At 29.1% G+C, this 26,220-nt stretch carries 29 protein-coding genes; 10 read left to right on the top strand and 19 right to left on the bottom strand.

Annotation, left to right across the window (positions count from 1 at the left end; all coding sequences use genetic code 11):
* Nucleotides 1-32 precede the first annotated feature (32 nt).
* Nucleotides 33-1,190 carry an IS3 family transposase gene (locus tag ACFSC2_RS15410; RefSeq protein WP_379814489.1) on the top strand — a complete coding sequence of 386 codons (1,158 nt, stop codon included), beginning with the start codon at nt 33-35 and terminating at the stop codon, nt 1,188-1,190.
* Between the two features lie 235 nt (nt 1,191-1,425).
* On the opposite strand, the gene ACFSC2_RS15405 is transcribed toward ACFSC2_RS15410, so the two are convergent.
* From ACFSC2_RS15405 to ACFSC2_RS15385, 5 genes are read right to left on the bottom strand one after another with little or no spacing between them, the layout of a single operon-like run.
* Nucleotides 1,426-1,770: a hypothetical protein gene (locus ACFSC2_RS15405; protein ID WP_379814490.1), complete on the bottom strand. Its 345-nt coding sequence runs from the start codon at nt 1,768-1,770 to the stop codon at nt 1,426-1,428.
* 51 nt (nt 1,771-1,821) lie between these two features.
* Nucleotides 1,822-2,385, bottom strand: coding sequence for a hypothetical protein (locus ACFSC2_RS15400; RefSeq protein WP_379814491.1), 564 nt, complete (start codon nt 2,383-2,385; stop codon nt 1,822-1,824).
* 11 nt (nt 2,386-2,396) lie between these two features.
* Nucleotides 2,397-2,759 (bottom strand): hypothetical protein, encoded by a 363-nt coding sequence (locus tag ACFSC2_RS15395; RefSeq protein ID WP_379814492.1) that lies wholly within the window; start codon nt 2,757-2,759, stop codon nt 2,397-2,399.
* Complete coding sequence (locus ACFSC2_RS15390; protein ID WP_379814493.1) at nt 2,746-3,582, bottom strand: hypothetical protein; 837 nt, start codon at nt 3,580-3,582, stop codon at nt 2,746-2,748. The genes ACFSC2_RS15395 and ACFSC2_RS15390 overlap by 14 nt, the downstream gene beginning before the upstream one ends.
* 11 nt (nt 3,583-3,593) lie before the next feature.
* Nucleotides 3,594-5,231: a hypothetical protein gene (locus ACFSC2_RS15385; protein ID WP_379814494.1), complete on the bottom strand. Its 1,638-nt coding sequence runs from the start codon at nt 5,229-5,231 to the stop codon at nt 3,594-3,596.
* 173 nt (nt 5,232-5,404) lie between these two features.
* Between ACFSC2_RS15385 and ACFSC2_RS15380 the strand changes: the two genes are divergently transcribed.
* Both ACFSC2_RS15380 and ACFSC2_RS15375 read left to right on the top strand, forming a co-directional pair.
* Nucleotides 5,405-5,812: a helix-turn-helix domain-containing protein gene (locus ACFSC2_RS15380; RefSeq protein WP_229990219.1), complete on the top strand. Its 408-nt coding sequence runs from the start codon at nt 5,405-5,407 to the stop codon at nt 5,810-5,812.
* Between the two features lie 187 nt (nt 5,813-5,999).
* Complete coding sequence (locus ACFSC2_RS15375) at nt 6,000-6,257, top strand: hypothetical protein (protein ID WP_379814495.1); 258 nt, start codon at nt 6,000-6,002, stop codon at nt 6,255-6,257.
* 193 nt (nt 6,258-6,450) lie between these two features.
* On the opposite strand, the gene ACFSC2_RS15370 is transcribed toward ACFSC2_RS15375, so the two are convergent.
* The 13 genes from ACFSC2_RS15370 to ACFSC2_RS15310 form a co-directional block, all read right to left on the bottom strand.
* Nucleotides 6,451-6,840, bottom strand: coding sequence for a hypothetical protein (locus tag ACFSC2_RS15370; RefSeq protein WP_229990217.1), 390 nt, complete (start codon nt 6,838-6,840; stop codon nt 6,451-6,453).
* Nucleotides 6,841-6,936: 96 nt separating this feature from the next.
* Nucleotides 6,937-8,082, bottom strand: coding sequence for a hypothetical protein (locus ACFSC2_RS15365; RefSeq protein ID WP_379814496.1), 1,146 nt, complete (start codon nt 8,080-8,082; stop codon nt 6,937-6,939).
* 128 nt (nt 8,083-8,210) lie between these two features.
* On the bottom strand, nt 8,211-8,987 hold the full coding sequence (locus tag ACFSC2_RS15360; RefSeq protein WP_379814497.1) for a hypothetical protein: 777 nt from the start codon (nt 8,985-8,987) through the stop codon (nt 8,211-8,213).
* A 160-nt stretch (nt 8,988-9,147) separates the two neighbouring features.
* Nucleotides 9,148-9,621: a hypothetical protein gene (locus tag ACFSC2_RS15355; protein WP_229990214.1), complete on the bottom strand. Its 474-nt coding sequence runs from the start codon at nt 9,619-9,621 to the stop codon at nt 9,148-9,150.
* A gap of 139 nt (nt 9,622-9,760) precedes the next feature.
* Entirely contained in the window at nt 9,761-10,702 is a 942-nt protein-coding gene (locus ACFSC2_RS15350; RefSeq protein ID WP_229990213.1) for a hypothetical protein, read from the bottom strand.
* Nucleotides 10,703-10,883: 181 nt separating this feature from the next.
* Nucleotides 10,884-11,891 carry a hypothetical protein gene (locus ACFSC2_RS15345; RefSeq protein WP_379814498.1) on the bottom strand — a complete coding sequence of 336 codons (1,008 nt, stop codon included), beginning with the start codon at nt 11,889-11,891 and terminating at the stop codon, nt 10,884-10,886.
* 306 nt (nt 11,892-12,197) lie between these two features.
* On the bottom strand, nt 12,198-13,037 hold the full coding sequence (locus ACFSC2_RS15340) for a hypothetical protein (protein WP_379814499.1): 840 nt from the start codon (nt 13,035-13,037) through the stop codon (nt 12,198-12,200).
* Between the two features lie 365 nt (nt 13,038-13,402).
* Nucleotides 13,403-13,951, bottom strand: coding sequence for a DUF4468 domain-containing protein (locus ACFSC2_RS15335; protein WP_379814500.1), 549 nt, complete (start codon nt 13,949-13,951; stop codon nt 13,403-13,405).
* A gap of 181 nt (nt 13,952-14,132) precedes the next feature.
* Nucleotides 14,133-14,900: an abortive infection family protein gene (locus ACFSC2_RS15330; protein WP_379814501.1), complete on the bottom strand. Its 768-nt coding sequence runs from the start codon at nt 14,898-14,900 to the stop codon at nt 14,133-14,135.
* A gap of 194 nt (nt 14,901-15,094) precedes the next feature.
* Entirely contained in the window at nt 15,095-17,014 is a 1,920-nt protein-coding gene (locus tag ACFSC2_RS15325; RefSeq protein ID WP_379814502.1) for a hypothetical protein, read from the bottom strand.
* Between the two features lie 189 nt (nt 17,015-17,203).
* Nucleotides 17,204-17,713: a hypothetical protein gene (locus tag ACFSC2_RS15320; RefSeq protein WP_229990207.1), complete on the bottom strand. Its 510-nt coding sequence runs from the start codon at nt 17,711-17,713 to the stop codon at nt 17,204-17,206.
* Between the two features lie 211 nt (nt 17,714-17,924).
* Entirely contained in the window at nt 17,925-18,833 is a 909-nt protein-coding gene (locus ACFSC2_RS15315) for a hypothetical protein (RefSeq protein ID WP_229990206.1), read from the bottom strand.
* Nucleotides 18,834-18,975: 142 nt separating this feature from the next.
* The gene (locus ACFSC2_RS15310; RefSeq protein ID WP_379814503.1) at nt 18,976-19,665 is read right to left on the bottom strand and encodes a hypothetical protein; all 690 of its coding nucleotides are present in this window, start codon (nt 19,663-19,665) and stop codon (nt 18,976-18,978) included.
* 392 nt (nt 19,666-20,057) lie between these two features.
* Here ACFSC2_RS15310 and ACFSC2_RS15305 point away from each other — a divergent pair, with 392 nt between their 5' ends.
* Nucleotides 20,058-20,621 carry a hypothetical protein gene (locus ACFSC2_RS15305; protein WP_379814504.1) on the top strand — a complete coding sequence of 188 codons (564 nt, stop codon included), beginning with the start codon at nt 20,058-20,060 and terminating at the stop codon, nt 20,619-20,621.
* A gap of 60 nt (nt 20,622-20,681) precedes the next feature.
* Here ACFSC2_RS15305 and ACFSC2_RS15300 read toward each other — a convergent pair whose 3' ends face one another.
* On the bottom strand, nt 20,682-21,368 hold the full coding sequence (locus tag ACFSC2_RS15300; RefSeq protein ID WP_379814505.1) for a hypothetical protein: 687 nt from the start codon (nt 21,366-21,368) through the stop codon (nt 20,682-20,684).
* Between the two features lie 299 nt (nt 21,369-21,667).
* Between ACFSC2_RS15300 and ACFSC2_RS15295 the strand changes: the two genes are divergently transcribed.
* The 6 genes from ACFSC2_RS15295 to ACFSC2_RS15270 all read left to right on the top strand — a co-directional run bounded on the left by ACFSC2_RS15295 (nt 21,668) and on the right by ACFSC2_RS15270 (nt 26,214).
* A complete protein-coding gene (locus ACFSC2_RS15295) occupies nt 21,668-22,504 on the top strand; it encodes an alpha/beta fold hydrolase (protein WP_379814506.1) in 837 nt (278 codons plus the stop codon).
* Between the two features lies 1 nt (nt 22,505).
* Nucleotides 22,506-23,000, top strand: coding sequence for an RNA polymerase sigma factor (locus ACFSC2_RS15290; RefSeq protein ID WP_379814507.1), 495 nt, complete (start codon nt 22,506-22,508; stop codon nt 22,998-23,000).
* The gene (locus ACFSC2_RS15285; RefSeq protein ID WP_379814508.1) at nt 22,987-23,556 is read left to right on the top strand and encodes a hypothetical protein; all 570 of its coding nucleotides are present in this window, start codon (nt 22,987-22,989) and stop codon (nt 23,554-23,556) included. Before ACFSC2_RS15290 ends, ACFSC2_RS15285 begins: the two co-directional genes overlap by 14 nt.
* A gap of 243 nt (nt 23,557-23,799) precedes the next feature.
* Complete coding sequence (locus ACFSC2_RS15280) at nt 23,800-24,954, top strand: helix-turn-helix domain-containing protein (RefSeq protein ID WP_379814509.1); 1,155 nt, start codon at nt 23,800-23,802, stop codon at nt 24,952-24,954.
* Nucleotides 24,955-25,042: 88 nt separating this feature from the next.
* Nucleotides 25,043-25,594 (top strand): porin family protein, encoded by a 552-nt coding sequence (locus ACFSC2_RS15275; RefSeq protein WP_379814510.1) that lies wholly within the window; start codon nt 25,043-25,045, stop codon nt 25,592-25,594.
* Nucleotides 25,595-25,674: 80 nt separating this feature from the next.
* Nucleotides 25,675-26,214, top strand: a complete 540-nt coding sequence (locus ACFSC2_RS15270) for a DUF3575 domain-containing protein (RefSeq protein WP_379814511.1) — start codon at nt 25,675-25,677, stop codon at nt 26,212-26,214.
* The last annotated feature ends 6 nt before the right edge of the window (nt 26,215-26,220 follow it).

Below are 26,220 nucleotides of genomic sequence, written 5' to 3'. Positions count from 1 at the left end.
ATATTCTGCTGTAAATTATCAAACTTCTGACTATGAAAAAATACGAACGTGCTTTCAAAGAAAATGCAGTTAAATTAAGTTATAAGCGAGGCAAGAGGCAAACTGCAAGCCTTGCAAGAGAATTGGGAATAGCTCCAGATTATTTGTATAAATGGCGACAAGACTTTGAAAAATTTGGAACAGGAAGTTTTTGCGGAATTGGACACCCTAAATTGACTCCTGAAAAAGCCATCGTCACTGACCTTGAAAAGAAAATTAAAAATTCAAAAATTACACTCGAGATTTTAAGTAAAGGAACCAAATATGTTTTTCAAGGAAAAGCAATGACTAAAGAATTTATTGAAAACAATAAATCTGAATTTTCTATTGCAAAAATGTTAGCTGTTTTAGAAGTGTCAGAAACAACATATTATAGAAGAAAAAAACAAGAACTTACAGATACAGAATCTCGAGTAATTTTATTAAAACAAGAAATTACATCCATATATTATGAATTTAAACGAGAATATGGATGCACCAAAATTACAAAAGAGCTTCAAAGCAGGGGGTTTAAAATAAAAAACTCATCAGTAAAAAAATACATGAGAATGTTGGGCTTGCGTAGAAAAGTTAAAAGAAAGTTTAAGGTAACAACTGATTCACATCATAATTACTATGTAGTTCCAAATGTTTTAAATAGAGAATTTACCGTTAGTGAGCCTGCTAAAGCTTGGGTTTCAGACATAACATATATACAAACAACAAAAGGCTTTTTATATCTTACCATTGTTATGGATTTATTCGATAGAAAAATAATAGGATGGATTTTAAGCACCAAAATGAGTACCAAAGCAACAATTTTACCCGCTTGGAAAATGGCAGTTAAGAACAGGAAAATTACTAAAAATTTAATCTTTCATTCTGATAGAGGTGTTCAATATGCTAATAAAATTTTCGCCACTACATTAGACTCTTATAAGTGTGTAATACGTAGTATGAGTCGAAGGCAAAATCATAATGACAATGCCGTTTGTGAAAGTTTTTTCAGTTCTTTTAAAAGAGAATTAATTAATGGGAACAAACTCCTAGCCAGAAAACAGATGAGAGCTGATGTATATGAATATATTGAAAATTGGTATAATAAAGAAAGAAGGCATACATTTTTAGACTATAAAACAATCGAAGAATTTGATAGATTACATTTTATATAATCACATTGTATATTAATAATCTTTTGCATAGCCATAATATCTTATAACGATTATTATAAAAAAGGGCATTAAGCCCTTTCAATTAAATTTATTCCTAAAAAAGTTGTCGCGGGACAACGGCAAGTTGTGTTTTGAGATGCTTGAAATGAATTCAGCATCTCAAAACAACTTGCCCTGCGGGGCTGGAAAACGCCTCCGAAGTCGGCGTTTAATTAGAATTATGAATGGACATAGATTAGTTCGAAGTGCTCTTTTTATTTTCTTTTAAATATTTTCTGTAAAGCATGTCCAGTAAATCTGCCTCTTCCAATGGGATCAGCATTTCTATTATCCTCAGCAGACTGTAAACGTATCTTTCAACATGCCTCGGACTATTATTTGTACTGACTTCCATTCCGTCTAATGCAAGCATTCCTGCCTTAAGTAAATCCATAATCATACAAAACAGATCGGAATATCCCTGAACATTGATTTCGAGATTGTGTATATCGTTCCGCATTTTTGATGCAGGTTTAAGCATTATAAAGTAATGCTCCGGATTTTCAACCAGATCATTTAATTTGATTTTATTTTTTTTCATATCAATATATTTTATTAGTTAATCAAGCATCTCTGAAATTATACAGTAACTTCAGAATTCGGCATTCTCTTTGGATTCATTAACTTTTTTTATTTTTTCAAGCCCTCTTTCACGCATAAGCTCTCCTGCATCAAGCATTTTTATTAAATGGATATATGGAGTCGTAAGGTCAATATTCCCCTCTTCTTTGTATGGAGACAATGAAAGACTCACTATTTCAGAAAGGAAAAATTCAAACTCCTTAAGGCTTTTCTCTGCAAATGCCTTTCGAAATACTGTGAAAGGATTGTCATATTCCTGCTTTGTCAGTGAAGTGAGATGAAATACATTTTCGTTGCGGACTGACTCTTTCACTCTCCATTTACTGCTTTTTTTATGCAGGCAGTAGTATGTTTTCAAAAATGACCATATCGCTTTATAGAATATAAAAATCTCGCTTTGTCTATCATTACTGCAGATTTCTTCTTTAAAGCTGTATAGTACTGCCTGTGTTAAATTTCGCTTATAGTAGTCAAGATGTGCAAAATCAAAAAGGGCATCAGATGCTTCAAAAGGATTTCCCGCCTCAAATCCAGCCCAGAACTTGGTCTCAAAGTTTTTTTTCTTCTTTTTCATGATTTAAAAAATTAGTTATCCATTTGTTCACTTTTATTTTCGCTATTAATCTCTAAATAAAGCTTATGCAGTTTATCAAGCCCTTCCGCTTCACTGCACGGCAGGAGCTGTATTGCAATTTCCAAAATACTTGTAAGATGAAAAGCAGGATCTGCGATCTGGCTGGAATTCTCAAGATCTGAATTCTCTAGTGTGTGAAGTGCTATTTTCAGAAGATCCTGTACAGTGAACATCAGATTGATGTAGCTTGTAAATTTTATACTGGCATAATAAGTGCCTTCTTTATCTCTCTGCGGGGTCAATGTTCTAAAATAAAAACTGCTTTTCAGTTCTTTGATAAAATCATCCGCCTTTTTATTTTCATTGGTTTCCATATTCTTTAAATATTTGTTTGGTTTGCTCAGCATACTGCTGATACATTGTTTTTACTTCAGTCATCAGCCACTTCATTTTTTCATATGCTGAATCAACAATTTCTGCAGTTAACGGTTCAATTTCTTCTCCCCATTGGACAGCTTTTCGGGCAAGGTCAAGCTTTCTTAAAACTTCTTTCTCTTCTTTGTTATCTAAATCAAAAGTGTTGCCTAAGACACTATTAAACTTCGCAATGCGCTCCTGCTGGTCTGAAATTTTTCCATCCATCACCCATTCACCCGTTAGAACCCATGAGGCATTAATAAAAAGATATCGAAACTGCTCATGTATAACATATAATGCCATTAAATGATTCTCGTTTCCACGGTGGTATTTTAAGTCCCTTCCAATAGTATTGACCTCTAATATCCACATTTGATAATTTGCAACAGTCTTTTTCAAAAGCCGTTTCATATTTATTTTTTTTATATCCAGAACAGGTTTTCCTACAGTGTTTCTATAAACAAGATCCGTTTCTTTACAATTGAAAATAAAAAATAAATTTCCTTTTCCGACTTCTCTCTTTATACACTCCCTGTCAAAAAAACAAAATGAGAAATTATTGTAGTTTTCAACTACTTTCCATAAATGGAAGACAACATCGTCATAATAATTGGGGCTTTTATTGCTCACAACAATTGTCAGAATCCCTGTTTTTGATTCTACAGCAGAATCCGAAAAGTAAATACAATCAGCTTCTACAAACTCGACTAAGAGCTTCAATATTTTCTTGACTGCCTGATATTTAGGATGGTCTTTCTGTGTTAAAATATTATAATACATGATCTGTCTGTTTAAGGTTCAGCCGAAATCAGGTTCTCAGTACGTCTTAATTCATCTTGTACAACACCTGTGCAGAAACCAGCAAAGTCATTGTATCGATCCTGCAAAAGATTCATATCCACTTCAGAAAAAGTATCTGCACCGCTGTATCTTAGCTGAGCATATGATCTGCTTAAGATCGTAAACAAGTTTCTGTCCTGCTCTGTAACCCTCGGAAAGTAACTGCTTGTTTCAGGGTTAAAATGATCGCAGATTTCTAATAGATAGGAAAGGGAAAAATGATTTGGAGAATACCCCATAAACAAGCGAATCATTCCAAGACAGATCTGTTCTGCCATAGTATGGAGCATCAAACCTTTAAGAGGAGCATAACATGCCCATTCATAATCTTCCTGCCATTTTTCCATATTGTTCACCACAATATTTCTATAGCACAGGTATTCTTTTGATGATGTTAAACTGCGGACTGGAAGATCTCCAAATTCCACAACAGCAGATTCTTTTTTAAACAAAGCCTTTCCATTTTTTATAACATTCAAAAAGAAATATTTCTGATCACCTGTTGCGCTCGTAATCTCTGAAATATGATGAATCAAAAGTGTTGCCGTGCACTGCTCTTTGGTTCTGCTTTTAATAATATCAGCCAGATCATGCACTGCATTTGCTTTACTTTCTTTGACAAGTATTAATAGATAAAAGTGTTTAACCCTTTTTTCTGCTGTTCCAAAACAATAAACTGCCTCAGTCTTAAGATAAGACGTAACGGTATCACTTACAAGCTTCTCATAGTCTATTACTGGATCATTTAAAATTTCTGAATTCTGTTTTGGTTCAATAAAGAAAACGGATTTTTCCTCGCAGTAGGAAAGCTGGTCTTGGAAGATTTTTTTAGTTTCTTTTAAGATGCGATAAAGTTTCTTTTGTGCTTCTTTAACCCTGTATTTCTTAATCTTTGTTTTGCCCCCATAAGGAAATTCAATCCTTGCTCTATCAAGTAAATCAGTAATTTCTTTATCCGTATCATGATCAGTATTGAACACCTGCTTCAAAATAGGCGCATAGTCCTTTATCGTATTTAAGTGCTCTAGTGTATAATGATTCGAATGAGATTTTCCCATGACCAGTTCTCCGATTATACCAAAAAGAAGGTTTACCGCCTGATGGATTGTATAGAGTGCCATATAATGGTTATTTGTTCCTTCATAATGCTGGGAACCTCTTCTTAATGATTCTGCTTTGGATAAAAGCCCGCTGTTTTTCTTTACTGCTTTTTTAAGCAGAACAGATACAGTGGGAATATCTTTTTTAATCTTAAAATCAAACTCCTCGTTTTTAAACAGACTTATGTTTGATAAATACCACTTTAAATAATACAAGCTCCCATGCTTTAAGCGATGCAGTACATCCCATAGATTTATAATTACAAAAGGTACAGACGGATATTTTTTTAAAACCTTATCCGCCCAGTCATACATTTCCGATGCGATCTGCTGTGAATCTTCCCTTAAGATTATAGTAAGTATATAACCTCTTTTCCCTGCTGTCTCTGCCTCATGCAGGGTGACCGCTGTAATGTCCATAAATGATTGGAGCTCTCTAACGGCATTCTCCAATTCTTTCTGATCTTGAAATTGAATTGCACTACTCATAATTTTAATTTTTTTAATTAATACTTGTGTGAAAAATTGTATTTTTGTTTAACACACAGGCAAGTAAGTGATTAGTCGTACTGTACCGTATCAATTTGTATTGTACCGTACAAGACTATTTCTATATCATACAGGAGACTTACTTTTTTATTCTTAATTATTATCTTTGAGCTATGAGTACAGTTACAAAACCAAATCACATAGGACGAAAAATCAGTCGTATTCGTGAATTAAAAGACATGAAACAAGAAGCTTTAGCCCAGGCTATGGGAACAAACCAGCAGGCCATTTCTATTATGGAAAACAGCGAAACTATAGAAGAAGAAAAACTTATCGAAGTAGCAAAAGCGTTGGGAGTAAGCGTAGAGGCAATTAAGAATTTTTCAGAAGAAGGCGTGTTTAACTATTTCAACAATTTTTACGATAATAGTCAGGGAACTGTGGGGAATCATCATTGCACGTTTAATCCATTAGATAAACTAATGGAATCTGTAGAAGAAAATAGAAAACTTTACGAGCGACTATTGAAAGCAGAACAGGATAAAATCGAATATTTGGAAAAATTACTAAAAGCAAAATAGGCTTTTATAAAATGATATATATTAATTCCTAAAGAGACTTTCGAGTCTCTTTTTTGTTTTCAAACATTTATATATTTTAATAAAAAGCGGTGTCATAAAATAGTAATGTGCACAAAAAATATTTTTTATTTTGATTTCTTAAAAATATTACTACCTTCAATATTATTCACCTTATAATTAGTAACATATGACAGAAGAAAAAGGTTTTATTAGAGTTGTGACAGATGTATTTAGTGGTATTAAAGTAGTAGATTTTTCGAATGATAAAAATGTAGTAAGAAAAGTAGAAGAAGCAGAAGAACTTTTAAAGGAATTTGATAAACAAACAATAAATGTAATACAGATACTAGATGACCGTATTATGTTTGGACTAATTGATAAAGATGAAAGAAATCGACTTGTTAATGAAGTAATGAGAATAAAAAACGAATATTGGAACAATTAAACAATATGGAAAGTTCCTGAATAGCAACTTTCCATATTTTTTAGATATAAATATTTAAGTTCCTTATATGCCGTTTTTAATAATTTTAAATGTATAAAATTTTTTCTTTTGGCACTATGCGTTTTATTTATTGACATCTTTGACATTTTTTGTTTGGCGTATTTTTGGAAAATTATATGAGTAATTTCAACAATTATTTTTCCTCATTCATAGCTACTTTCCATTTATTATCCTCAACTGTTAGAAAAATTATATTGCTGTAGGTTTTACCATCCTCATAAATTAATGTTTCCTCGATGAAATACAAATCATTATCTATTTCACTTAATTCAGAAAATTGCCTTTTTACCATAGAAAAATCAGGAAACCCATTATTTAGAATATACTCAACAAGTGATAGCTCAAGTAATTTAGCAGTCAAATCAATAGTCTCTTCATTTAGCTCCACATTTGTTCTTTGCAAAACTATTTTTGCTTCAGCTTCAAAATTTTTAGAAGCGACCACATTTACAATATCCTTGTTAGAAAATGCATTTTCTAACGAAATTATTGCTTGTTCAGGTGTATTGTAGCTATAGCTCATAATTACATTGTCTAATATAATAATTTCGGCTTATAATATTTTTATTTCTACGTGAAATCTTATTAAACGGACTTCTAGAGTGAAAATCATATTCGGTTAATATATTCCTTTGGGTAATAACTGAAATATAAGTTCATGATTTATATGTACATTCTGTTTTTTCAGATACAAATCTTTTTTTATGTAAAAATGAAAAATGTTAATAATTACGTTTTTTAATTCAAAAAAAAGTTCGTCATTTCTTATATCATTAAAATATGGTTTTGCTGAAGAATTAAAGTCAACAAGAGTGTTGCCATGAACAATTTGATTTCTTAGATTGAAACTCTTTCTTATTATTTCTCTAAATTTTTTCATATCACTAATGTTGTCGGAAATAATTAACGGAATGACAAGAGAAACATAGTCGTTCGATACATTTTGTCCAAAAAAAGTTTCTAATGTAAACACCAGCTTAATAAAGTTATTTGAAGTAATATAGTTACTTTTTAACGCTTCCATGAAAAAGTGAATCGAATTTATATCCCTCGTCCAAAACTGTGAAGTCTTCCTCATTAATGAGTCAAGTTCATCAGTTTCTCTTTCATACTTTATATAATGTGAAAGCATTTCCATCCTATCTGTTTCATAAAAATAATTATTGTTTTTATTAATTAAGGAAAAGCCAGATGGATTTGGCTTATCTGTAAAACTAAACGAATATCGATGAGTTAAGAAATTGAGGTGTAAATTGAAAGTCAAAAACTGAATAAATTCGGAAATAATAGATTTTAGTTTGTTTGACTCCTCCCAAGATTCATGATTTTCATTATCTAATTGGTCTAATACTTTTTCATAATTTTTCTCTTCTAAATATTTTAAATTTCTACGTAGAATTTTTTTTGATTTGAATTGAGCTTCAATAACTGCAATGCGAGACGCATCTGAAATCCCAGAAGAAATTATTTTAAGTCGTTCAATTTTTTTTAGTGGGAAGTACTTTTCTAAAATTAATTCATATTCATGACAATTTGAATAAGGCGAAGCTTTTATGTGAAAATTAATTTTAATAGATTTTAAATTTTCTAAATTTTCTTTTTCAAATTCAAAATTATATTCAGTTCGATATCTTTTCTTTCTCCACAATTCTTTCTTGATGAAAACTTCTATATATGGTGTTAGATCAAAGGAAAAATCACTTCTTGCCGAGCAGTCGATATTAGTATGTGTAAACCACAAAAAATTTTTCATTTGGATCTTCATATATTTAAAATAGTCACCTTCTTTATTATAACCTTCCAAGACTTTGTGCAATCGAAAATTATTGCTAAGTTGTAAAGATACATATATTTCCAGTTGAGAATATAATACCAATCTTGACAAAAAAGATCTTATCTGGGGGTTTGATAATCTAGCATGTTTTTAACAACTGAATTATTTAAAACCTTCCAATTCTCATCATTTGCTAAAACAACCTTGATTATTTCATTACTTATATTTCCATATAATTTGTGGGCAGGCATACAATCATCTTCTTTTGTGTAGAAAAAAAGTGCATAATCTACGGTATAGATAGCATAGGCATTTGGAGCAAAATTATAGGCACTGAAAATTCCACGAGTATTATTTTTCGGTTTTATAAAACAAGTATGATAGATTGGAATTTTAGTTATCGTTTTTGCATTTAATAATAAATCTTTTTGCGTATCAAAAAGGTTCTCATTTAAAAATATTCGAAGTTCTTCTTGGACTTCAGTACCAATTTTAAAAGTGTCAAATAAAATATGTTTTGAAATAGAAGCCCTCCACAAGAGAGAGTAAAAGAATAAATGAAATAAGGATGGAGTTATGTCGTTGCAACTTAAAACATCTTGATTATCCGTCAATTCAATTTCATATTTTCTAACTGCATTTTGGAGTGAATTAATTTCAATTAATACCCGTGAAAAGTATGTTTCAAGCTTCTCAAATCGGTTTTCACATTGCTTACAAAAAATATTATTCTCTTTGGGAACATCTTGAAGTTTAAACTGTTTTCCGTCTTTTGATAGTTGAATAGAATGTCTTGGATTTGAATTCTCAAATAACCTTTTGCACATAAATTTTGGAATTATGTGCGAATTTAATTTATCAGCTATGCGTTCTTGACAAAGAGTACAGTTTTTCATAATTGTCTGCAAATAGCGGTTCAACTTTCTAAGGCTATGACACTGTCCTAAAAGTGTGTAAGTTCTAAAATAACTGGGTATGACTTTTTAATTAAGTTGAAACCTTTTTTTCAATTAAAAATGATTATAATGAAATTTAACTTACCTTAATTCTTCATTTTTAATTCTTTTTAATTGCATAATCAAATAATTCCCCTGCAATTTTTTGTAAAGGAACTTCCTTCCATATTTTTGCTTTATTTAGTGGAGAATTGATAAAATCTTCAAGTTCTTTATAAATTGTTATATTATGAAAGCCAAATTGTAAGTCGTAAATCTCTATGTATGCACATTGTTTTAATTTATCTATATAAAATTCAACATCTAGGTTTATCGTATTAATATCTAATATTGTCATTAAAAGCCCTGAAACTTTTGGTTTAAGCATGCCATAATGTATTTCATCCTTAAATTTTTTTGTTTTTATAGCCGCATTTATTAAGTTCATTGCACAAAGGATAAGAAATAAATGCTGTGATGATTCAGGTGCTTTTTTTATAATCTCTTTAGCTTGGAAAATCTGTTCATAGGTTATATCTGTTTTAAACTCCTTTATCTTTGTTAATTCAATAATCTCTAATAATTCATTAAACATCTTTAGTATAAGTTATAGTTATCATTTAATTGTATCCTTTTGATAATTTATTAGTGATTAAATTTTATTTCAGTCTTTGAGTTTTTTTATACTAATTCGATCTGATAAATAATGGCAAACGGCTGACAGAAGCTATTGTTTATGATTTTGAATTAAACTTTTTGTATTCCATAAACTTTTCCCAAAAACCTATAGCAGGCGATTCTGCAAATTTCGTTTCTGAATTCATTGAAATAATTTGAAAGCCACCATTATTCATAACTGGAGAATGCTGAACATAGTTTTCTCTGAATTCATCGTGCATTCCGTTTAAAACATATGCAATTTTTAGCAGAGTTTGTTTTATTAATTCAGATGAAGCGTAGGTGACACAGTAATTTAAGTCTTTGTCAATAATCTTTTTAAGATTAGTTTTAATTTTATCCGAGCATAGAAATTTGGTAATTACTTTACCAGAGTTTAATTGCCAAGAAACGTCAGCAAATGATGTCGACTTCTTTCTATGTATTAATTCTGCTCTATAATCATTAAACTTGCTTACAAAATCTGCATCAATCTGTTTAATATTCTCAACAAATTTTCTTTTCCCAAATTCACTTTCTCTATTGTGACAATGTTTAACTAAAGTAATCCACTGCAATTTTGTTTCGGGGTTTTTACCAAATATAAATTGCGTAAGCATTGCTAAATAGTCAAAGCAAGAAGAAAGATGAAATATTATACTATCATACAAAGCCATGATTTCATCACTTGCCATATCAAAATGAGGATTTCCCATAATAAAACCATTGAACACTGATGGCTTTTCTTTGAGCATATTTGCAAATCGATTTTCAATTTCAAGCTTTCTTACAAGTAATAGATAAAAATGTAAATTTGCACTTTTAATTCTATAGTTTATACTATCTCTTAATTCATAAATTTCGTGCTTTCCATCTTTTGATTGCCCAAAAACATTATTTATATGATAACCATAATCCATAGCAAGAGCCATAAAACCTTCATATACTATTCCTATTAGTTTTTGAATTTCATCTAAACTTTCTTGAGGCTTGTCTATATAAATAGTTTCTTCTTTCATTTATCTTATTAATTGAGTATTACTTTTCTGTTCTGTTAGAAATTACACTTTACGTCTTATGGCTATGCGACGTTCAGATGAGTTTTATTTAAATATTGATTTTGTCATAAAGAGCATAAATACAAAACCAACTTTAATCAAATCAAAAAAAATCAAATCTTTTAACTGATTTTCTTTACAGTTATTTCTCCTTAGTAATAAAACTATAATGAGAATGCTTTTCATCAATCATCAATTGAAGTATCGTTCTTTCATCCTGAGTCATAGCACGGCTTGGAGAATCACCTTTTCCATACATTCCAATTTTATTATCATGTTGTTCTTTTTCATAAAACTTTACAATATCACCAATTTTCTTTTCCATTAGGCTATAATCAATAGAAATTTCATAAACATCTTTTGTCGTTAAGTCACTAATTATATACCTATGAACCACTTTATTACGTTTATTATAAAGATTATGTAATTCATCGTGTAACTCTTTGGTAATTATCCCTTTTTCAAAAGTCATTTTATAAATACTTTTTTCCATCACAACCTTATCTTCATCTCTTTGTGAAATTAATTTTATATCTATTTCTTTTGTTTTAGTTTCAATTTGATTATGAAGTATTAAGCACAATCTTAATAAAGCATCAATTTGATTTGCTAGTAATATCACTAATTCAATTGGATTTGTCGATTTATATGCTCGAGATATTAAATCTCCGGCGCTAGCTAAAGAGAACATAAATTTGTCAAATTGATAATGAATGAGTATTTGTTCTCTAATCTCAGCTGGAACAAAAATTAACGATTTAAGAGATTCTTTTGCTTTTTCAATTTCAAGCTTTACTTTTTCATCATTTTTTCTTTCAACATCATATATGTATTTTGAAATAACAAAATTATCCTCAACTCTGACAAACCACATATACATTCCAAATTTATCCATTTCAATAAAACGTTCAACAATATCTAAATTAGATTTTCCGTATTCTTGATTTTGGATATTATTATTTTTTATTAAATCTGGTATTTTTCCTTTAGCTATATCTATTACATTAATTTGAAATGTACCGACTGATTCTTCTACTAATTCAAAACTGTTTGGGTCACTTTCTTTGGCATCATACAAAGCATTTTTATGAAACCAATCTTCTGGTAATTTAATAACATATTTTCCTTTTTTTTCGACGAATTTTCGCATTTCCTATATTTAATTGCAATAATTTATTTTTTATGAAAGCAATATAAGAATATTTAAAACATACCTAGATTTTTAATTGAAAAGATCTCGCACAATTCCCTAATTGAAATCTTTAAATAATACAGAAATATTTTCTAAACAGGGTCGTAAATACTTCTATTTTATTATATCTTTTCGTGGTGGATAAGCCGTTTGAATCAACTCACGACTTAATAAAATATTATTAGAGGATCCTTAAAAAACGTCAGGTTAAGTTTTATAATTAATTTGCATTATACCAATTACCTAAACCCCTTAAAATAAGTGTTAGCAGACATTATTTAATCTTCTTAATCTGTCTCTCTTTTGCATCCTTAAAGTAAATACCTTTTGTTCTACGGGAGTACATTTCAATACTAACAAATCAATTAAGTCCGTTAAAAAATTTAGTATCATAGGTAGTGTAAAATAGATATACTCCCATTGTGAATCGGTGTTTTGATAATCACTAAAAATAAAATTTAAATTCTGTTTTTCAGTTTTATTTTTCGGGTTTCGATCTGTAAATAAATGAATAGCATTATTGGTAATATTAAAAATACTTTCAATTTCGTCTTTATCAAAAATACATTCGAATAAATCCTCACAATTATATTTTTCAAAGAAGAATTTATTTGTATTTGCGATTAATCTTCTTTTTTGTTCAGGTGTCGTTTTTATTGGGTCAAAATTATCTTGATAATTAAATTTTTCAATAAAATCTGTTTCATTTAGCATTCGCATAAGTACTATTAGAATTTCAAGAAAAGGTTTTCTTAAAAGGGTAAAACTAACAGTCAGTCTCATTTTCAATGAGCAAAGTAAACTTTCTTGTATTGAGTAGCAAGTTTCTCTTATTAAAGCACTTAATAAATGACATCTGACAATATGGGTAAGTTCATCGTTGAACTTGTGTTTTTCAAGAAAATCGAATATATGATTTTGCTCATCATCAATATCTTGTAGAGCTTCCATGAATTCGTCTGGAAAAGTTATAGTTTGAGTATTTAAATCTTTAAACACTTTATTCAGTAATAAATCTTCAACTTGATTGATTAGAAACTCACAGTAATCGTGTTTTTTCCAATATTCTTGTGGTAAATAATAATAATTTATTCTTTTTTTCACGATTTTCTATTTCTAATAACGTTCTTGTACTACAGTGATTTAATTAAGCCCCCATTTTTAAGTTCTTTCAATTACCAAATACTAAACCACTTTCTTAAGTGAATTGCCTAAATCAGTTTGTTATAGCTCTTTTTAGCTAGTTCTTTTAAGTATTCTTTAAATCTTCGTCCTTCTCTATCATACGAAATAAACCCAGTTTTTTTCTCCATTATATTCCATAATCACTTCATTTTTAATAAACAAAAGTAGTCGCGAGTCAAAGCAGACAGAGTTCCCTATTCTAAAATAGAATTTCGTCGTGAAAATGAATCGTCAATTACAGAGACCTTCGCAATTGCGGTGACAGGCTGGTAAAAGTTGTCTTTTTACCAATCTTTATTCTTACTTGGAATTTGTTCACTCAGCAAAAAAACTTTTAAACTTAGATTTAAAGTATTGAAATAATTAATTACTTTCTCACATGTGGATTTATACCGACCTTTAATCTGTCCCTTTTTATCGACATACCTATTTGTATGGGTCATTTCAAAGTCTTTCCAAATTGGCTCTGAGCCACCAAGTAAGAAATTATCAAGCTCATTCCAAAATTGAATTTGTGTTATATCAAATTTATATTTTCCGTCTTTAAATGAGATTTCAATCTGATATTTTGTACCGCTACCAAGAAGGTCTTTGGCGGATCCTTCAATTCTTATATATTCATTTTCTATCTGAGCTTTTTGCACTGCCATTGGAGTATTATACGTTACCGCTATCCAATCAATTGTTTTCTTATATAGTTGAGATTGAGTTTTATTTTCACATTCTACCACTAAGAAATCTGTTAGTCCTTCTTCTGAAAATCTAAATTCGGTTTGTTGCGCAAACCCAAATTTAACAAAAATAATAAAAAACAAGAATACTAATTGCTTCATAATACAGCTTTAGATGGTTTCAAAATTACTGGTAACGTTCTTGTATTAAAACGGGTTTGTTTAAATTATGTCCATTTTAGGAATTGCCAATCATCCTAAATTCAAAACCAACTTTCCTTATATCTATTGCTCCAATCTGTTATAGTAGCAATTACCGGCTGGTTTTTTCTTTCTATAAAATCTAAAAGGGCAAATCGTCAGTTTCTTCTTTTATTTCTATCGGTTTAGGAAATTTTGTTTTAAAATATGAGTTTAGAAAAAGTCCAACAGTTGCGACTGAATTAATTACAAAATATGTAAAAACTGTATCATTTATTAAATAATCATCCGATGTTTTCCCATGGAAATTAGTTTTTTCGCTTCTTAATTTTTCAATTGATTGATTTATAGACAAAAGTGCACTCCCAATAGTTTTTAGTTCTACAGGATGATTATCGTCAAGAATATTAAATTCTTTTAAAACTATTGTAGTCAATTTATAAAGTGTTTCAGTTCCCTTGACTTTACTACTTATTCGCTCATCTTTTAAAATTTCCTTTATAATACTTTCTAACGCTGAATTTGCTAAACCAATTGCAAGACCTGGATCTATTTCGATTTGTTTAAAAGCTTTTGTAAAAGTATCATAAGCAATTTTGAAATCCGATTTCAATTCATTTTTGAATGTTGGAATTGATGGAATAAAATCTGGCGTCTCAACTCCCATATCAATAGCTATTTTTAATATGTCGCTTCCAATCATTGAGTGTAAAGTACTTAATAAGTCAATTTCCCCGTTGTCTTTTTGGTATATATGGAAGTTTTCCCAATTATTATTCCATTGATCTCCCTCGTACCATTTACTAATGTACAAACTAACTTCTTTGTATGATTTATATTCCTCCCAAATAGCATCGTGAACGGATTTCACAAGTTTCATTTGGTATTTTGGCGAAATTATTTCGTTCATTAAATTTACAGATATAAATTTTTAATTCTCCGTTTATTTTTATGCTTGATGGTAACGTTCCACTACTACAACGGGTTTGGGACTAAATTAAGCCCATTCTTCGGATTTACCAAATCATTCAAATACAAAACAAACTTTCTATTAAGCAAATTGCCCAAATCCGTTATAATAACTGCTACTAGCAGTTATTATTTTCAGTTTTCTACTTTACTAATTAATATATCGTCTTGAATTTTTATAAGAATTAATATCAAAATTTTCAAAAGTACATTATAATCATTTTCTTGAACATCTTTTGATTCAGAGTTTGAACCGTGAATATATTTATTTCGTAAATCTAAACCGTTGGAAAATTCTTTTTTGTTCAAATTATAGTTTAAATAGCGTATTTCTTCTCGAGTAAACAAACAATTTTCAAATATTACTTCATTCTGCTTTTCGAACTCAATTAAAATATTTCGCATTTCTAAAGGAAAATGCCAAAAACTTATAACCTCTTGATAATGAAATAAACTAAATATAAGAGACATAATTTGATCAACTCTAATAAAGTTATTGATATCAAAAAAGATGATTTTTTTCTCTAATAAATAATCAATTTCACGTTGTTGAAAACCTTCAAATAAATCATAAGTGATATTTTCTTTTAAAAGGAGTTCATACAGATGGCTATATTTATTCTTAAAGGGATCAATATAGGTTAAAGATGATTGTGTGGAAAACAAACCATTTTTTATGCGATAAATATTTTCGCCTTTTGGATATACATATTTAATCTCTACTTTGCTTTTTAGTTTGCTGAAATAGATAGGAGATGAGTTAAATCGTAATAATTCAAAATCTATCTTTCCGTCTTCAATAAATGCATTATATTGTTTTAATAGAAATTCTAATTCAGGTGCTAGAATACGTACCTTTTCAAAAAATTCAGTTTCTTTTGAGGGTAGTGAAATTTTTAGTTTTTCAATTCCATAGACTTTTTGTAGTGTTTCCACAACGACAAAAGAAATAACATCTTCAATGTCAACATTGTTATTTCTTAAGTAATGCTTATATATAGCAAATTGTCCATTAGAGAGAAGTTCTTTTTGATTAAATTTTATATATTTTAAAAATTCTCCTTTTGAACGCATAAAAATCTTATCCATAGTGCCCATCTCACAATTTCGTTGCACTAAATTCATACAACCTTGAAAGTTGGCATATTCAAATAAGAAAGTGAAGTTTTTGAATATCGAAAAAAAATCTCTTGCATTATCAAGATAATTTCTGCTATAGGTATAAATTAATCTATTGTTTACTTCATCGTGTTTTAATGTTTTAGGCTCTGATTGTTCTCCTGAAATTCCAATTTCAACACCATATGATATTCCATTATTCTCCTTGAAAAATGATTTTGTAATTTCACGTTCTTTTTTAGAAGCTCTAAATTTTGTCTTAAAATCAAGTTTTAAATTTTGAGAATTTACAATAAGATTAATGTAATTTAAATTTGGTTCCGGAAGTGAAATGTATCGGTTGATCAATGTTTCAATTTTATCAAAAGAAAAGATTTTAGGTATGTAAATTTTTTTCTTCTCACTAAAGGAAATTTCCTCAAAGTGAGATAAAATTATTTCAGCAGTTTCGGGATTTTTTTCGAAATGCTCCACAATTTCCTTTGAATAGTAATTTACTAATTCTTGATTATATAAAAGTTCTTGGAATATATACTTTTTAGAAACCAATAAAGCTGAAATTAAACTAGAATCAACTTTTTTAAATACATTTAATTTGTTGAATAATTCTAAAAAATTATGAGTATACTGGAAATTTATTTCTGTGAAAATTTGAGTGAAATTTGAGTTATCAATTGATAAAAAAAAGCTTTTTATTAACTCCCAAAAATTGCTTGTTATAGTTTTATATTTTTGATATTGTTCATCAGACCAAGTAGGTAAACGCAGATTGTTTTTAAAGTATAATTGAATGTTATATAATTCTAGTAAATCATTTATGGTAAAGGAGTTATTCTTATCGAATAATTGAATAATTTTTTCTGCATTCTCTAAATTTCTTCTACTGCCTAAATCATTATTTGAATAATAAACAACCCTTCTTATATCATCTGACATTTTCTACTGTTTAAATTATAATTTGTGTTATATTTCGGCTTTTGGTGATTGTTGGTAACGTGCTGGCACAGCTGGTTTGAAACTAAATCAAGCCCTTTTTTTTGGGATTTGCCAAATCTCCAAATACAAAACCAGCTTTCTATTAAGCCTATTGCGCAATCTATTTTAGGAGCTGTTGTATGCTGGGTTTTATGTTGCGATCTCTAAAAGTTTTTTTCTATAATCTGTAACTATTTTTTTGATTTCAAATAGGTTCCATTCATAATTAAGAATTTCTAAACCTTCAAAAATTGGAGAATCATCTATGACGTTCTCACTATTAATATCTAAATTAAATGATTTTAATATTTCAGCTGTTCCATTATGAAATTTTGCATCTTTATGCTTGTAGTAATTAGCAAGTCCAATTATTAATTCAATACGAGTTCTTTCAAAATCTTTATGCTTATTGTCTCTTTTATAATATTGCACTTTATTTTCAGGCTTGTCAAATAAATCATTTATACTGCCATTTATATAATTTTGAAAAGCAATAAAAGCGAGTCCATAAATTGGTTCGCTTTCTTCTCTCATCCAAATTCCATCATACCAATCAAATTCTTTATTTTTATTAACTATTGTTTGAATTGAATTTTCAAGTCCATTTATTATTAAAGTCAAACTTTCAACTCTATAATCCATTTCTAGCCAATTTGTCATATCATTTTTTTTGAGATTCAATTTTTCGTTGTTAACTTAGATTGTATAATGTTTATTATTCTATTGTAACATAGCATAACGTTTTGGGGGCTACAGCGGGTTTCGGACTAAATTAAGCTCGTTCTTGGGATTTACCAAATCATCCAAATACAAAACCACCTTCAAATTAACCCTAATGCGCAAAATTACTTGTAACGGTTGTTAGATGCTTTTAGCGATTGTCTATTTTGTCATCAACTAATATTAAAATCGACTTAACAGATTCTATTGAATAATTTATCATTTCACTTATTTCAATTATGTCTAATTTTAAATTTTCATTAATAGTTTCATTAGCTCTTTTACTTCTTGCTAAATATCTACTATCTATAATTCCGGCATTATGTACAATAATATGTCGACATATTTCGAGTTGTATTAATTTTACTTTTTCAAGAAATAATATTTCAGAATCATTAAGGTCAAATAAATCTTTATAGGCTTTTTTTATTCCTTCAACTCCTGTGAAATCATATTTGTTAGATAAGATTTCTCCTAAATGATTTGAAACATTATAATTATATTTTGATAATAAGTTTAGAGGAATCGTTTTACTACTTGCTCCGTTTTCACTATTACTTTTTGCATTAATAATTTTGTTATTTAGTAAGTCTGGTTTGTTGTTTAAGGTTTTTATCCAAATATCTTTCATATATGCTTCAAACAATGTCCAAGAATTTACGACAGCATTTAAGCCAATATTATTAAAGCAATTTCTAATCTCTTCACTTTTTTCGTAAAGTTTATTGGATTCCTTTTGAGCATCCTCAACATTATTCTCATTTTCTTTTTTTAATTCTTCTTCAAAAAAATCGACTAATTTTTTTGCTGTTTCTTTAGGGTCTTTTGGTGGATTGTTAACTAAAAAACCAAGTTTTACCGCGCTTTGAATGGATAAGTGGTCTTCTTTGACTTTAGCCATAGCAAATGTCATTAAAATTAACGGACTTGAAATCATCGTTAAGATTTGCTCCACAGAAGCGCAATATTTAGTATGTATAATTTTTAGATAGTCTGAATTTAATTGCTCTCCTATTTCTTTTACACAATCAATGTCGATATTTGCTTCTTCAAGTTTCATTTTAGCTCTATACTTTATTAAATAACTACTAATGTTTTGGTACTACAGCGGTTTAGGACTAAATTAAGCCAATTATTTGTGTTGTCGAATCTTCCCAAATACAAAACTATATTTCCATTATCTATCATCTTATCTTTAATTTTTAGAATAATTTTTTTTTATCAGCTTTGTTTTCAGATATAGTTTCAGAAATAATATAGAAGATTATCAAGATAAAAACCCAAAGACTAACCCAAAAAGAATAAAAACCTAATGAATCATCGTAATATTGATAGAATATAGTTTTCAACATTTGGTAAAAGAAATAAAAAGGTAATAATCCAAGAATTATTGTTGGTAATAAAATTATGAAGCCCATTATTGATTTTATTAAACTTGGTTTTTCATCAAGTAATGAGCTAATTACAACTGAAAATGAAAATGGGAGGTACAGTCTGGTTATAAATGTAGTTCTTATTTTTTTTAAATGTTCGGATGAATAATCTTGTTTATAAAATGTGTATGAATAGATCTTTATTGCATTGATTACATTAGCTTTATGTTTCTCAATAGCATACATATTAAACAAAACATAAGTAGTTAAAATTGGAAGAAGCTTCGGTATAATAGAAATATCTTTTATACTTATTGGGCCAATAGTGAAAGATTCTATACTGTCTTTACTAAAAATAATATGCAGAAAAATTAATAGCACCAAACCAATAGTAAATTTTTCCTCGCTTTTGTTTAAGTCTTTTAAATTTTCATAACATTTATCAAAATAAGCAGGAAGTAGCTCGTTGGTTTCATTTTCCGAAATGAATTTTATTATTAAATCATTTTTTCTTACCATAAATGTCTTTTAATCGTTCTTGAAATGGCTTATAACTTGTGTGACAAAATCACACAAAGCGATACAATTTGGGGCAGATATGTGTATTAAATTTCACATATTATTTACTTTCAAATATATATATATATTTTCACTATGAATTATCAAAAGACCTTTAATTTGATTGATGATTTTTGGCATTTATATGAGTGGCTATGCAAACAACATCATGAGAAAAATCAAGATGCGCATTTTAAAATATTATAATAATCCACGAAAATCTGGTTAGATAATTGAATGCTTCCCGCTACTAAGACCAAAGCTTCAGAGAAATCTGGAGCTTTTTTTATATTTGCTTTTTTCATTCCTATTCTAAAAATCTCTGTACAAGCATTACAAAACTGAAAATTCTAATGAAGCTAACAGATAATATCAAAATAACATCAACTAAAATATCTAATTTCAAAAATTATTCAATAATAAAGGATGCCTTCACGATTTTAGACTTAGAAGTATATTTAGAAAATAAAAAATACTTCTTTTTAAAAGATCATGTTCATTCAGATGATTTATTGATTATAGTTTCTTCTGAAAATTTGGGATATAAAAACTATATAGGAGCGACAAAATATCAATCCTCGTTCGACAAAATCTTTAGAATATTAGAAAAACATACTTTTCTCCAAAAAGAAAAAACATCTTATCTTGAATATTACATTATAATAAGTAAAGAGGATTTTATTAATAATGAACATACATTATATGAGTTATTCATTCTATTTAATTTCTCATTAATAATCGGTTTAAAGGAAAAATTTACAGAGAAAGATTTATTAAGGAAATTAAATAAATTCTCATTTCTAGATGTTTTTAATTCTAAAAGATGGTCAAAGATCGCAGATTGGCAACTTTTTTTCGATACTGATCATTTAAGTGGAAATATAAAATATGAAAAGAATATGAAAATTAGATCCTAACCAAATACATTACTATTAAACCAATTGCCAAAATCGTTTGCAATAATTGTGGTCTAAAATTTAATTTACGATTGATCTGAAGGTCGACCATCGATTATATTCAAATATTTCTGTTAATATATCATTTTCAATTTTATATATTTTTGAACTACCTTCTCCGTTACCTTTTTTATTTTCATAAATTGTAATTCTGAAATATTTTTTATTTTCTGAAAAAACAGGAACTGAAAAACTGAAATAAGATTTGTCTTCCATATTTTGTTCTTCCTTTTCTGCTTTTTCTACTGCTTTTTTTCTTTTCAATGCTGCCTTAGGTTCTCCCAATTTAGTTATTACAATAACTGTATTCGGAATATTTAGTTTTATGATGCTATCATATTCTAATTTATTTTTTACTTCGATAAAATATTTTGAATTTGTAACAATACGTTCACAATCTTTCTCAGGATATATTTTGCAATTATTCAATTTAAAAGTTTTCCAACTTATTCTATTTTTTTCTTTTTGAGGTGTCGTTATTAATTCAGTAGGAAAAAGCGAATCTTTACTTAACATTTCTCTTTTTTGATAATTCTGAATACTATAATCAAATTCTTTTTCAATTAAATTTTCCTCTACAAGATTTATATACTTAAAGTTATTCGGTGTAATTTCTGCGATTATTAAATTTATAGTTTTTTCTAAATCAGCATTTTGTCCATAAATTTGAAATGAATATAATAATATCGACAAAATGAGTTTTTTCATTGCAGTAGTTTTTTCGCTAAAATAAAACATTATTTATTTTCAAATATATAATATTTAAAACAAGTCAAAAGACATTCGTAAATCATCAAAAATAAACTTTTCGTAAAACGATTTTTCTCCCCCTCTCCTTTTTATTTTAAATTTTACCTTTTCTCTTAAGCCTATTAAGCACTGAATTACAACAACTTACCTTACAACTCAAAACCAACAAAAAAATATTTTAAAAAAAAATGCTTTTTTGAGGTAACAATTAATAGGGCACTGAATCAAAAGGATATAACTTTAAAAAATCAAACATTATGAAAACTAAATCTATTTTAATTATTGCATTTATCCTTTTGATTTCTAAACCTGTTTTTTCGCAAACTGCTTTTAAGGTTGAGGTAAAAGGAAAAGGAACTCCTGTTTTATTATTCCCTGGTTTTGGCTGTACTGGAGAAGTTTGGAATGAAACGGTAGCTGAAATTTCTAAAAATCACGAATGTCATATTTTTACTTTTGCAGGGTTTGGAAATGTTTCTCCAATTGAAGAACCTTGGTTGTCTACTATAAAAAATGAAGTGATCGCTTATGTGAAAACGAAAAAAATAAAGAAAGCGACTTTAATTGGTCATAGTTTAGGCGGAACTTTAAGTTTATGGCTGGCTTCTGAGGAACCCGATTTATTTAAAAATTTAATTATTGTTGATGCTTTACCGGCGAGCGCCGCTTTAATGATTCCGAACTACAAAGGAGAAAAGATTCCGTACGACAATCCGCAAAGTAAAATGATGCTGAGCATGGATAAAAAAGCGTTTAATGCAATGAATTCGCAGTCGACTTCTTATATGTGTTTGAACAAAGAAAAACAGAAAACAATAAACGAATGGATGAGTGTTGCTGATAGAAAAACTTATGTTTATGGTTATATTGATATGCTTAATCTGGATCTGCGAAAAGAAATTTCTAAAATTAAAATTCCGGTAGTAATTTTAGCTGCCACAAATCCAGATCTGAACACTGTACAAAACACTTATAAAGCGCAGTATGAAAACTTACCGTCTGTTAAAATTTATTATGCGGCAAACGCAGCTCATTTTGTGATGTACGATCAACCCGAATGGTTTATGGATAAAGTAAAACTTGAATTAAAATAAAGTGGCTGAAAAAGAACATTTTAACGACATCTACAATAGACATTACAATAAAGTATTTCGGTTGTGTAAAGGTTATTTTTGCGGAGATACAACGTTAGCATCAGATGCAACGCAGGAAATCTTCATAAAAGTATGGGAGAAACTAGATACTTTTCGAAATGACTCAAGTATCAGCACTTGGATTTACAGGATTACAGTAAACACTTGTCTTCTTTATTTGAGAAAGTCCTCTTCAAGAAAAGAAATCAGAACCGATATACTACCGCAAACTGTTTCAGAAACCTATTCGAGTCAAAAAGACGAACAGCTTCAACAAATGTATCAATGCATACAGAAACTTGAAGAAACAAACAAAATGATCATCTTGATGACTTTGGACGGAATAGAATATCAAGAAATAGCAGAAGTGATCGGGATAACCGAAGAAACGCTTCGTGTTAGAATCCATAGAATCAAAAAAAGTTTAACTCAATGTGTACAAAATGAAAACATTTGAAGATCTACAAAATATCTGGGATCAGCAGACAGAATCTGATACCAAACCCGCTGCTGTCGAAATTATAAAAAAAGCTGAGGCACACACTAAAAAAATTAAACGCAATCATTTTTGGACCAGAGCAATTTTAAGTCTGACTTCATTAATACTAATCTTGTATTATATTTGGGTTGGTGCTTATAAAAATACATTATTTAATGTAGGATTATGTATTATGATTACGATGCTCCTATTCCGTATAATTTTAGAATGGATTAGTATGGAAAAGCTGAAAAACCTAAAATCAGATGTTTCATTGATCGAATACAGCAAGCTGGCACAACAGTTTTATCAATGGAGAAAAAAAATTCATTATATTTTTACGCCAGTAGTTTATCTGATTTACATAGCAGGTTTTACTATTCTACTGCCTATTTTTAAAGAAAATTTCTCTAACGGATTTTATCTTTACATCGTAATAAGCGGATTCGGTTTTTTCCTGATTTTTGGCCTGTTAATGATCAAAATAATTAAAAAAGAAATACAGCTTTTAAGCTTTTTAAAAAATATCTCTTAAAGGATTAAATACCTTTTCGTTACAAAGAAATAAAGCTTCGGAGAAATCTGGAGCTTTATCATTATAACCAAAACACTGCAAATTATCATTTTAGTTAATCATTTCTTAATCCGTTAAGGAAATCATTCGCATTAACATAAATTCGTTCTGTTAATTCGTATGAAATACACTATGTTTTCCAGAATAACTTAATTGCCATAATAACCCAAAGCAAATCTTAAAAACAACTTTTATTTTTAAAAATTGATTTATACCACACTTTTAAATATTGCGATTTTTCAGGGAATAGTTTTAGGATTCGTTATTTTAAAGTCTTCTTTATTTAATAGTAAATCAAATAAATATCTGGCCTATTTACTATTTACACTTTCTATTGTTTTACTAAATTATGTTTTTGAAATTCAAGGTGTATTTAAGTCTTATCCTTTATTAAATTTTATAGAGGCTTTCGATTGGATATTTTTATTACCTGTTTTTACATTTTTGTTTATTATACACCGTATTGATGATGCGGTAAAAAACAGACAAAAAACGTATGTATATTACATTCCTTTTGCCTATAACAGTGTTCTTACTGTTGCCGTCTATCTTGACATTATAGCAGGAATTTATAAAATTCCAGAGTCCTACATGCACCTCATCAATATACTTAGGATGATTCAGCTCTTATTGGCCGTTATCATTATTCTGTTTTTACCTCTTTACTCTTATTTTATGATAAGGCATTTAAAGGATCCTAAAGAGAAAAAATGGGTCATTACTTTATTAACTAGTATGTCTCTGCTGTTAATTGTCTGGCTTACCACTTATTTGGTGGGCTGGTTTTTTAAATCAGATGTTTCTTCTGTCATGAGCGTTCTGGGTTTATCAGCCACATTTATAATGCACTGGACAGCTTATATAGGCATTTACAAATACAAACTGGCCAAAAACAAAGATGCCATCTATAATTTTCTAAACAACGATTTAGCAGTTTCGCCTGCCAGTCTGCAAATTATAGAAAACAACCTAATCGAAGAAAATAGTACACTAGAAGAATACAGAGAATCGATCACGGCAGATAATCTTTATTTTCAAAAACTAGAATTGCTTTGCAAAGAACAGCACATTTATACTGACAGCACATTAAACAGAGAAAAAGCAGCAGAACAGTTAGGAATAAGCGCGGGATATCTTTCGCAGATTATAAATACAATTACAGAAGATAATTTTGCCAATTACATTAATCAGTATCGAGTTGAAGCAGTTAAGAAAATGATTTCAAACTCTGAATATGAAAATTATAATCTCCTGGCAATGGGATTAGAATCTGGCTTTACCTCAAAAGCTACTTTTTACAAAGCCTTTAAAAAACATACTGGCCAGACACCTAATGAGTATAAAAACACCCGTAAATAGGTATCAATTTATCCATTTTTAAGGTTTTGAGACCTTTTCTAATTTTTCTTATATCAATTTTGGACTTCAATAATTCAAATCAATTTTTATGAAAAAAATTTTAGTACTAGCTGTTTTTACAGCTTTAGGTTTTGTAAATGTAAATGCTCAAGAAATTAAATTTGGTGTTAAAGCAGGTTTAAACTTTTCAACTGTCAGCGGAGATAATACCGAAATCGATTATGTAACATCGCAACATGTTGGTATTTTATCAGAAATTCCGCTTTCTGAGAAATTTTCATTTCAACCAGAGATAATGTATTCGCGTCAAGGATATAGTTTCGGCGATGATATTGTTGCGCTAAATTATCTCAACATTCCTTTAATGGGAAAATACTATATCACAAAAGGATTTAGTGTTGAAGCAGGACCGCAAGTAGGATTTTTACTTTCTGCCAAAAACGAAAAAACCAATGTAAAAGATTCGTTTAACACTGTTGATTTCGGCGTTAATTTTGGTTTAGGTTATAAACTTGAGAACGGGATTAATTTTGGCGTAAGATATAATCTCGGATTGACTAATATTAATAACGTCGATAATTCTTCTATTAAAAATAAAAACGGAGTATTTCAAGTATCTGTTGGTTATTTCTTTTTCTAAAACTTAATAAAATGAAAATCCTTACTCTTTATTGAATAAGGGTTTTCTTTTTGAAACGGCACATTAATGAAATCCATTTTATGAAAAAAAAATATTTACTACTTATTATTTTATTTGTCTTTTATGCTGCTAAAGCACAAAATGAAATTGATCCTTATCAGAAAAATAATGAAATTAAATTAAATGCACTTGCTCCAATATGGGCATCCTTTCAGGTGGGTTACGAAAGGCATTTAAATCATAATTCGTCACTAGGAATTTCTTTTTATTATGTGTTTGACAATACAAAGAATGAAAAAGATTTAAATTATTCAATTTCCCCATATTACAGAAGATATTTTGGTAAAAAATATGCATCAGGCTGGTTTGTTGAAGGATTTGGAATGCTCGCTTCAACAGATGGCAAAAAAATATACGCTTCGGAAGATCATTCCATATATACCGAAAATCCCGCCGTTATTAATTTTGCTCTCGGTGCCGGCGGAGGCTGGAAATGGGTCAGTAAAAGCGGCTTTCTTTTGGAAGCAAATGTTGGTTATGGCAGTATATTAGTTAATGCAGATAAAACAGATCATGATATTGTTGCCAAATTTGGACTAAGTGCTGGATATCGATTTTGAAAAACT

This window comes from Flavobacterium artemisiae, from assembly GCF_042678225.1.
GTDB classification, from domain to species: Bacteria; Bacteroidota; Bacteroidia; order Flavobacteriales; family Flavobacteriaceae; genus Flavobacterium; species Flavobacterium artemisiae.
This window is presented reverse-complemented; position numbering and strand designations above follow the sequence as displayed.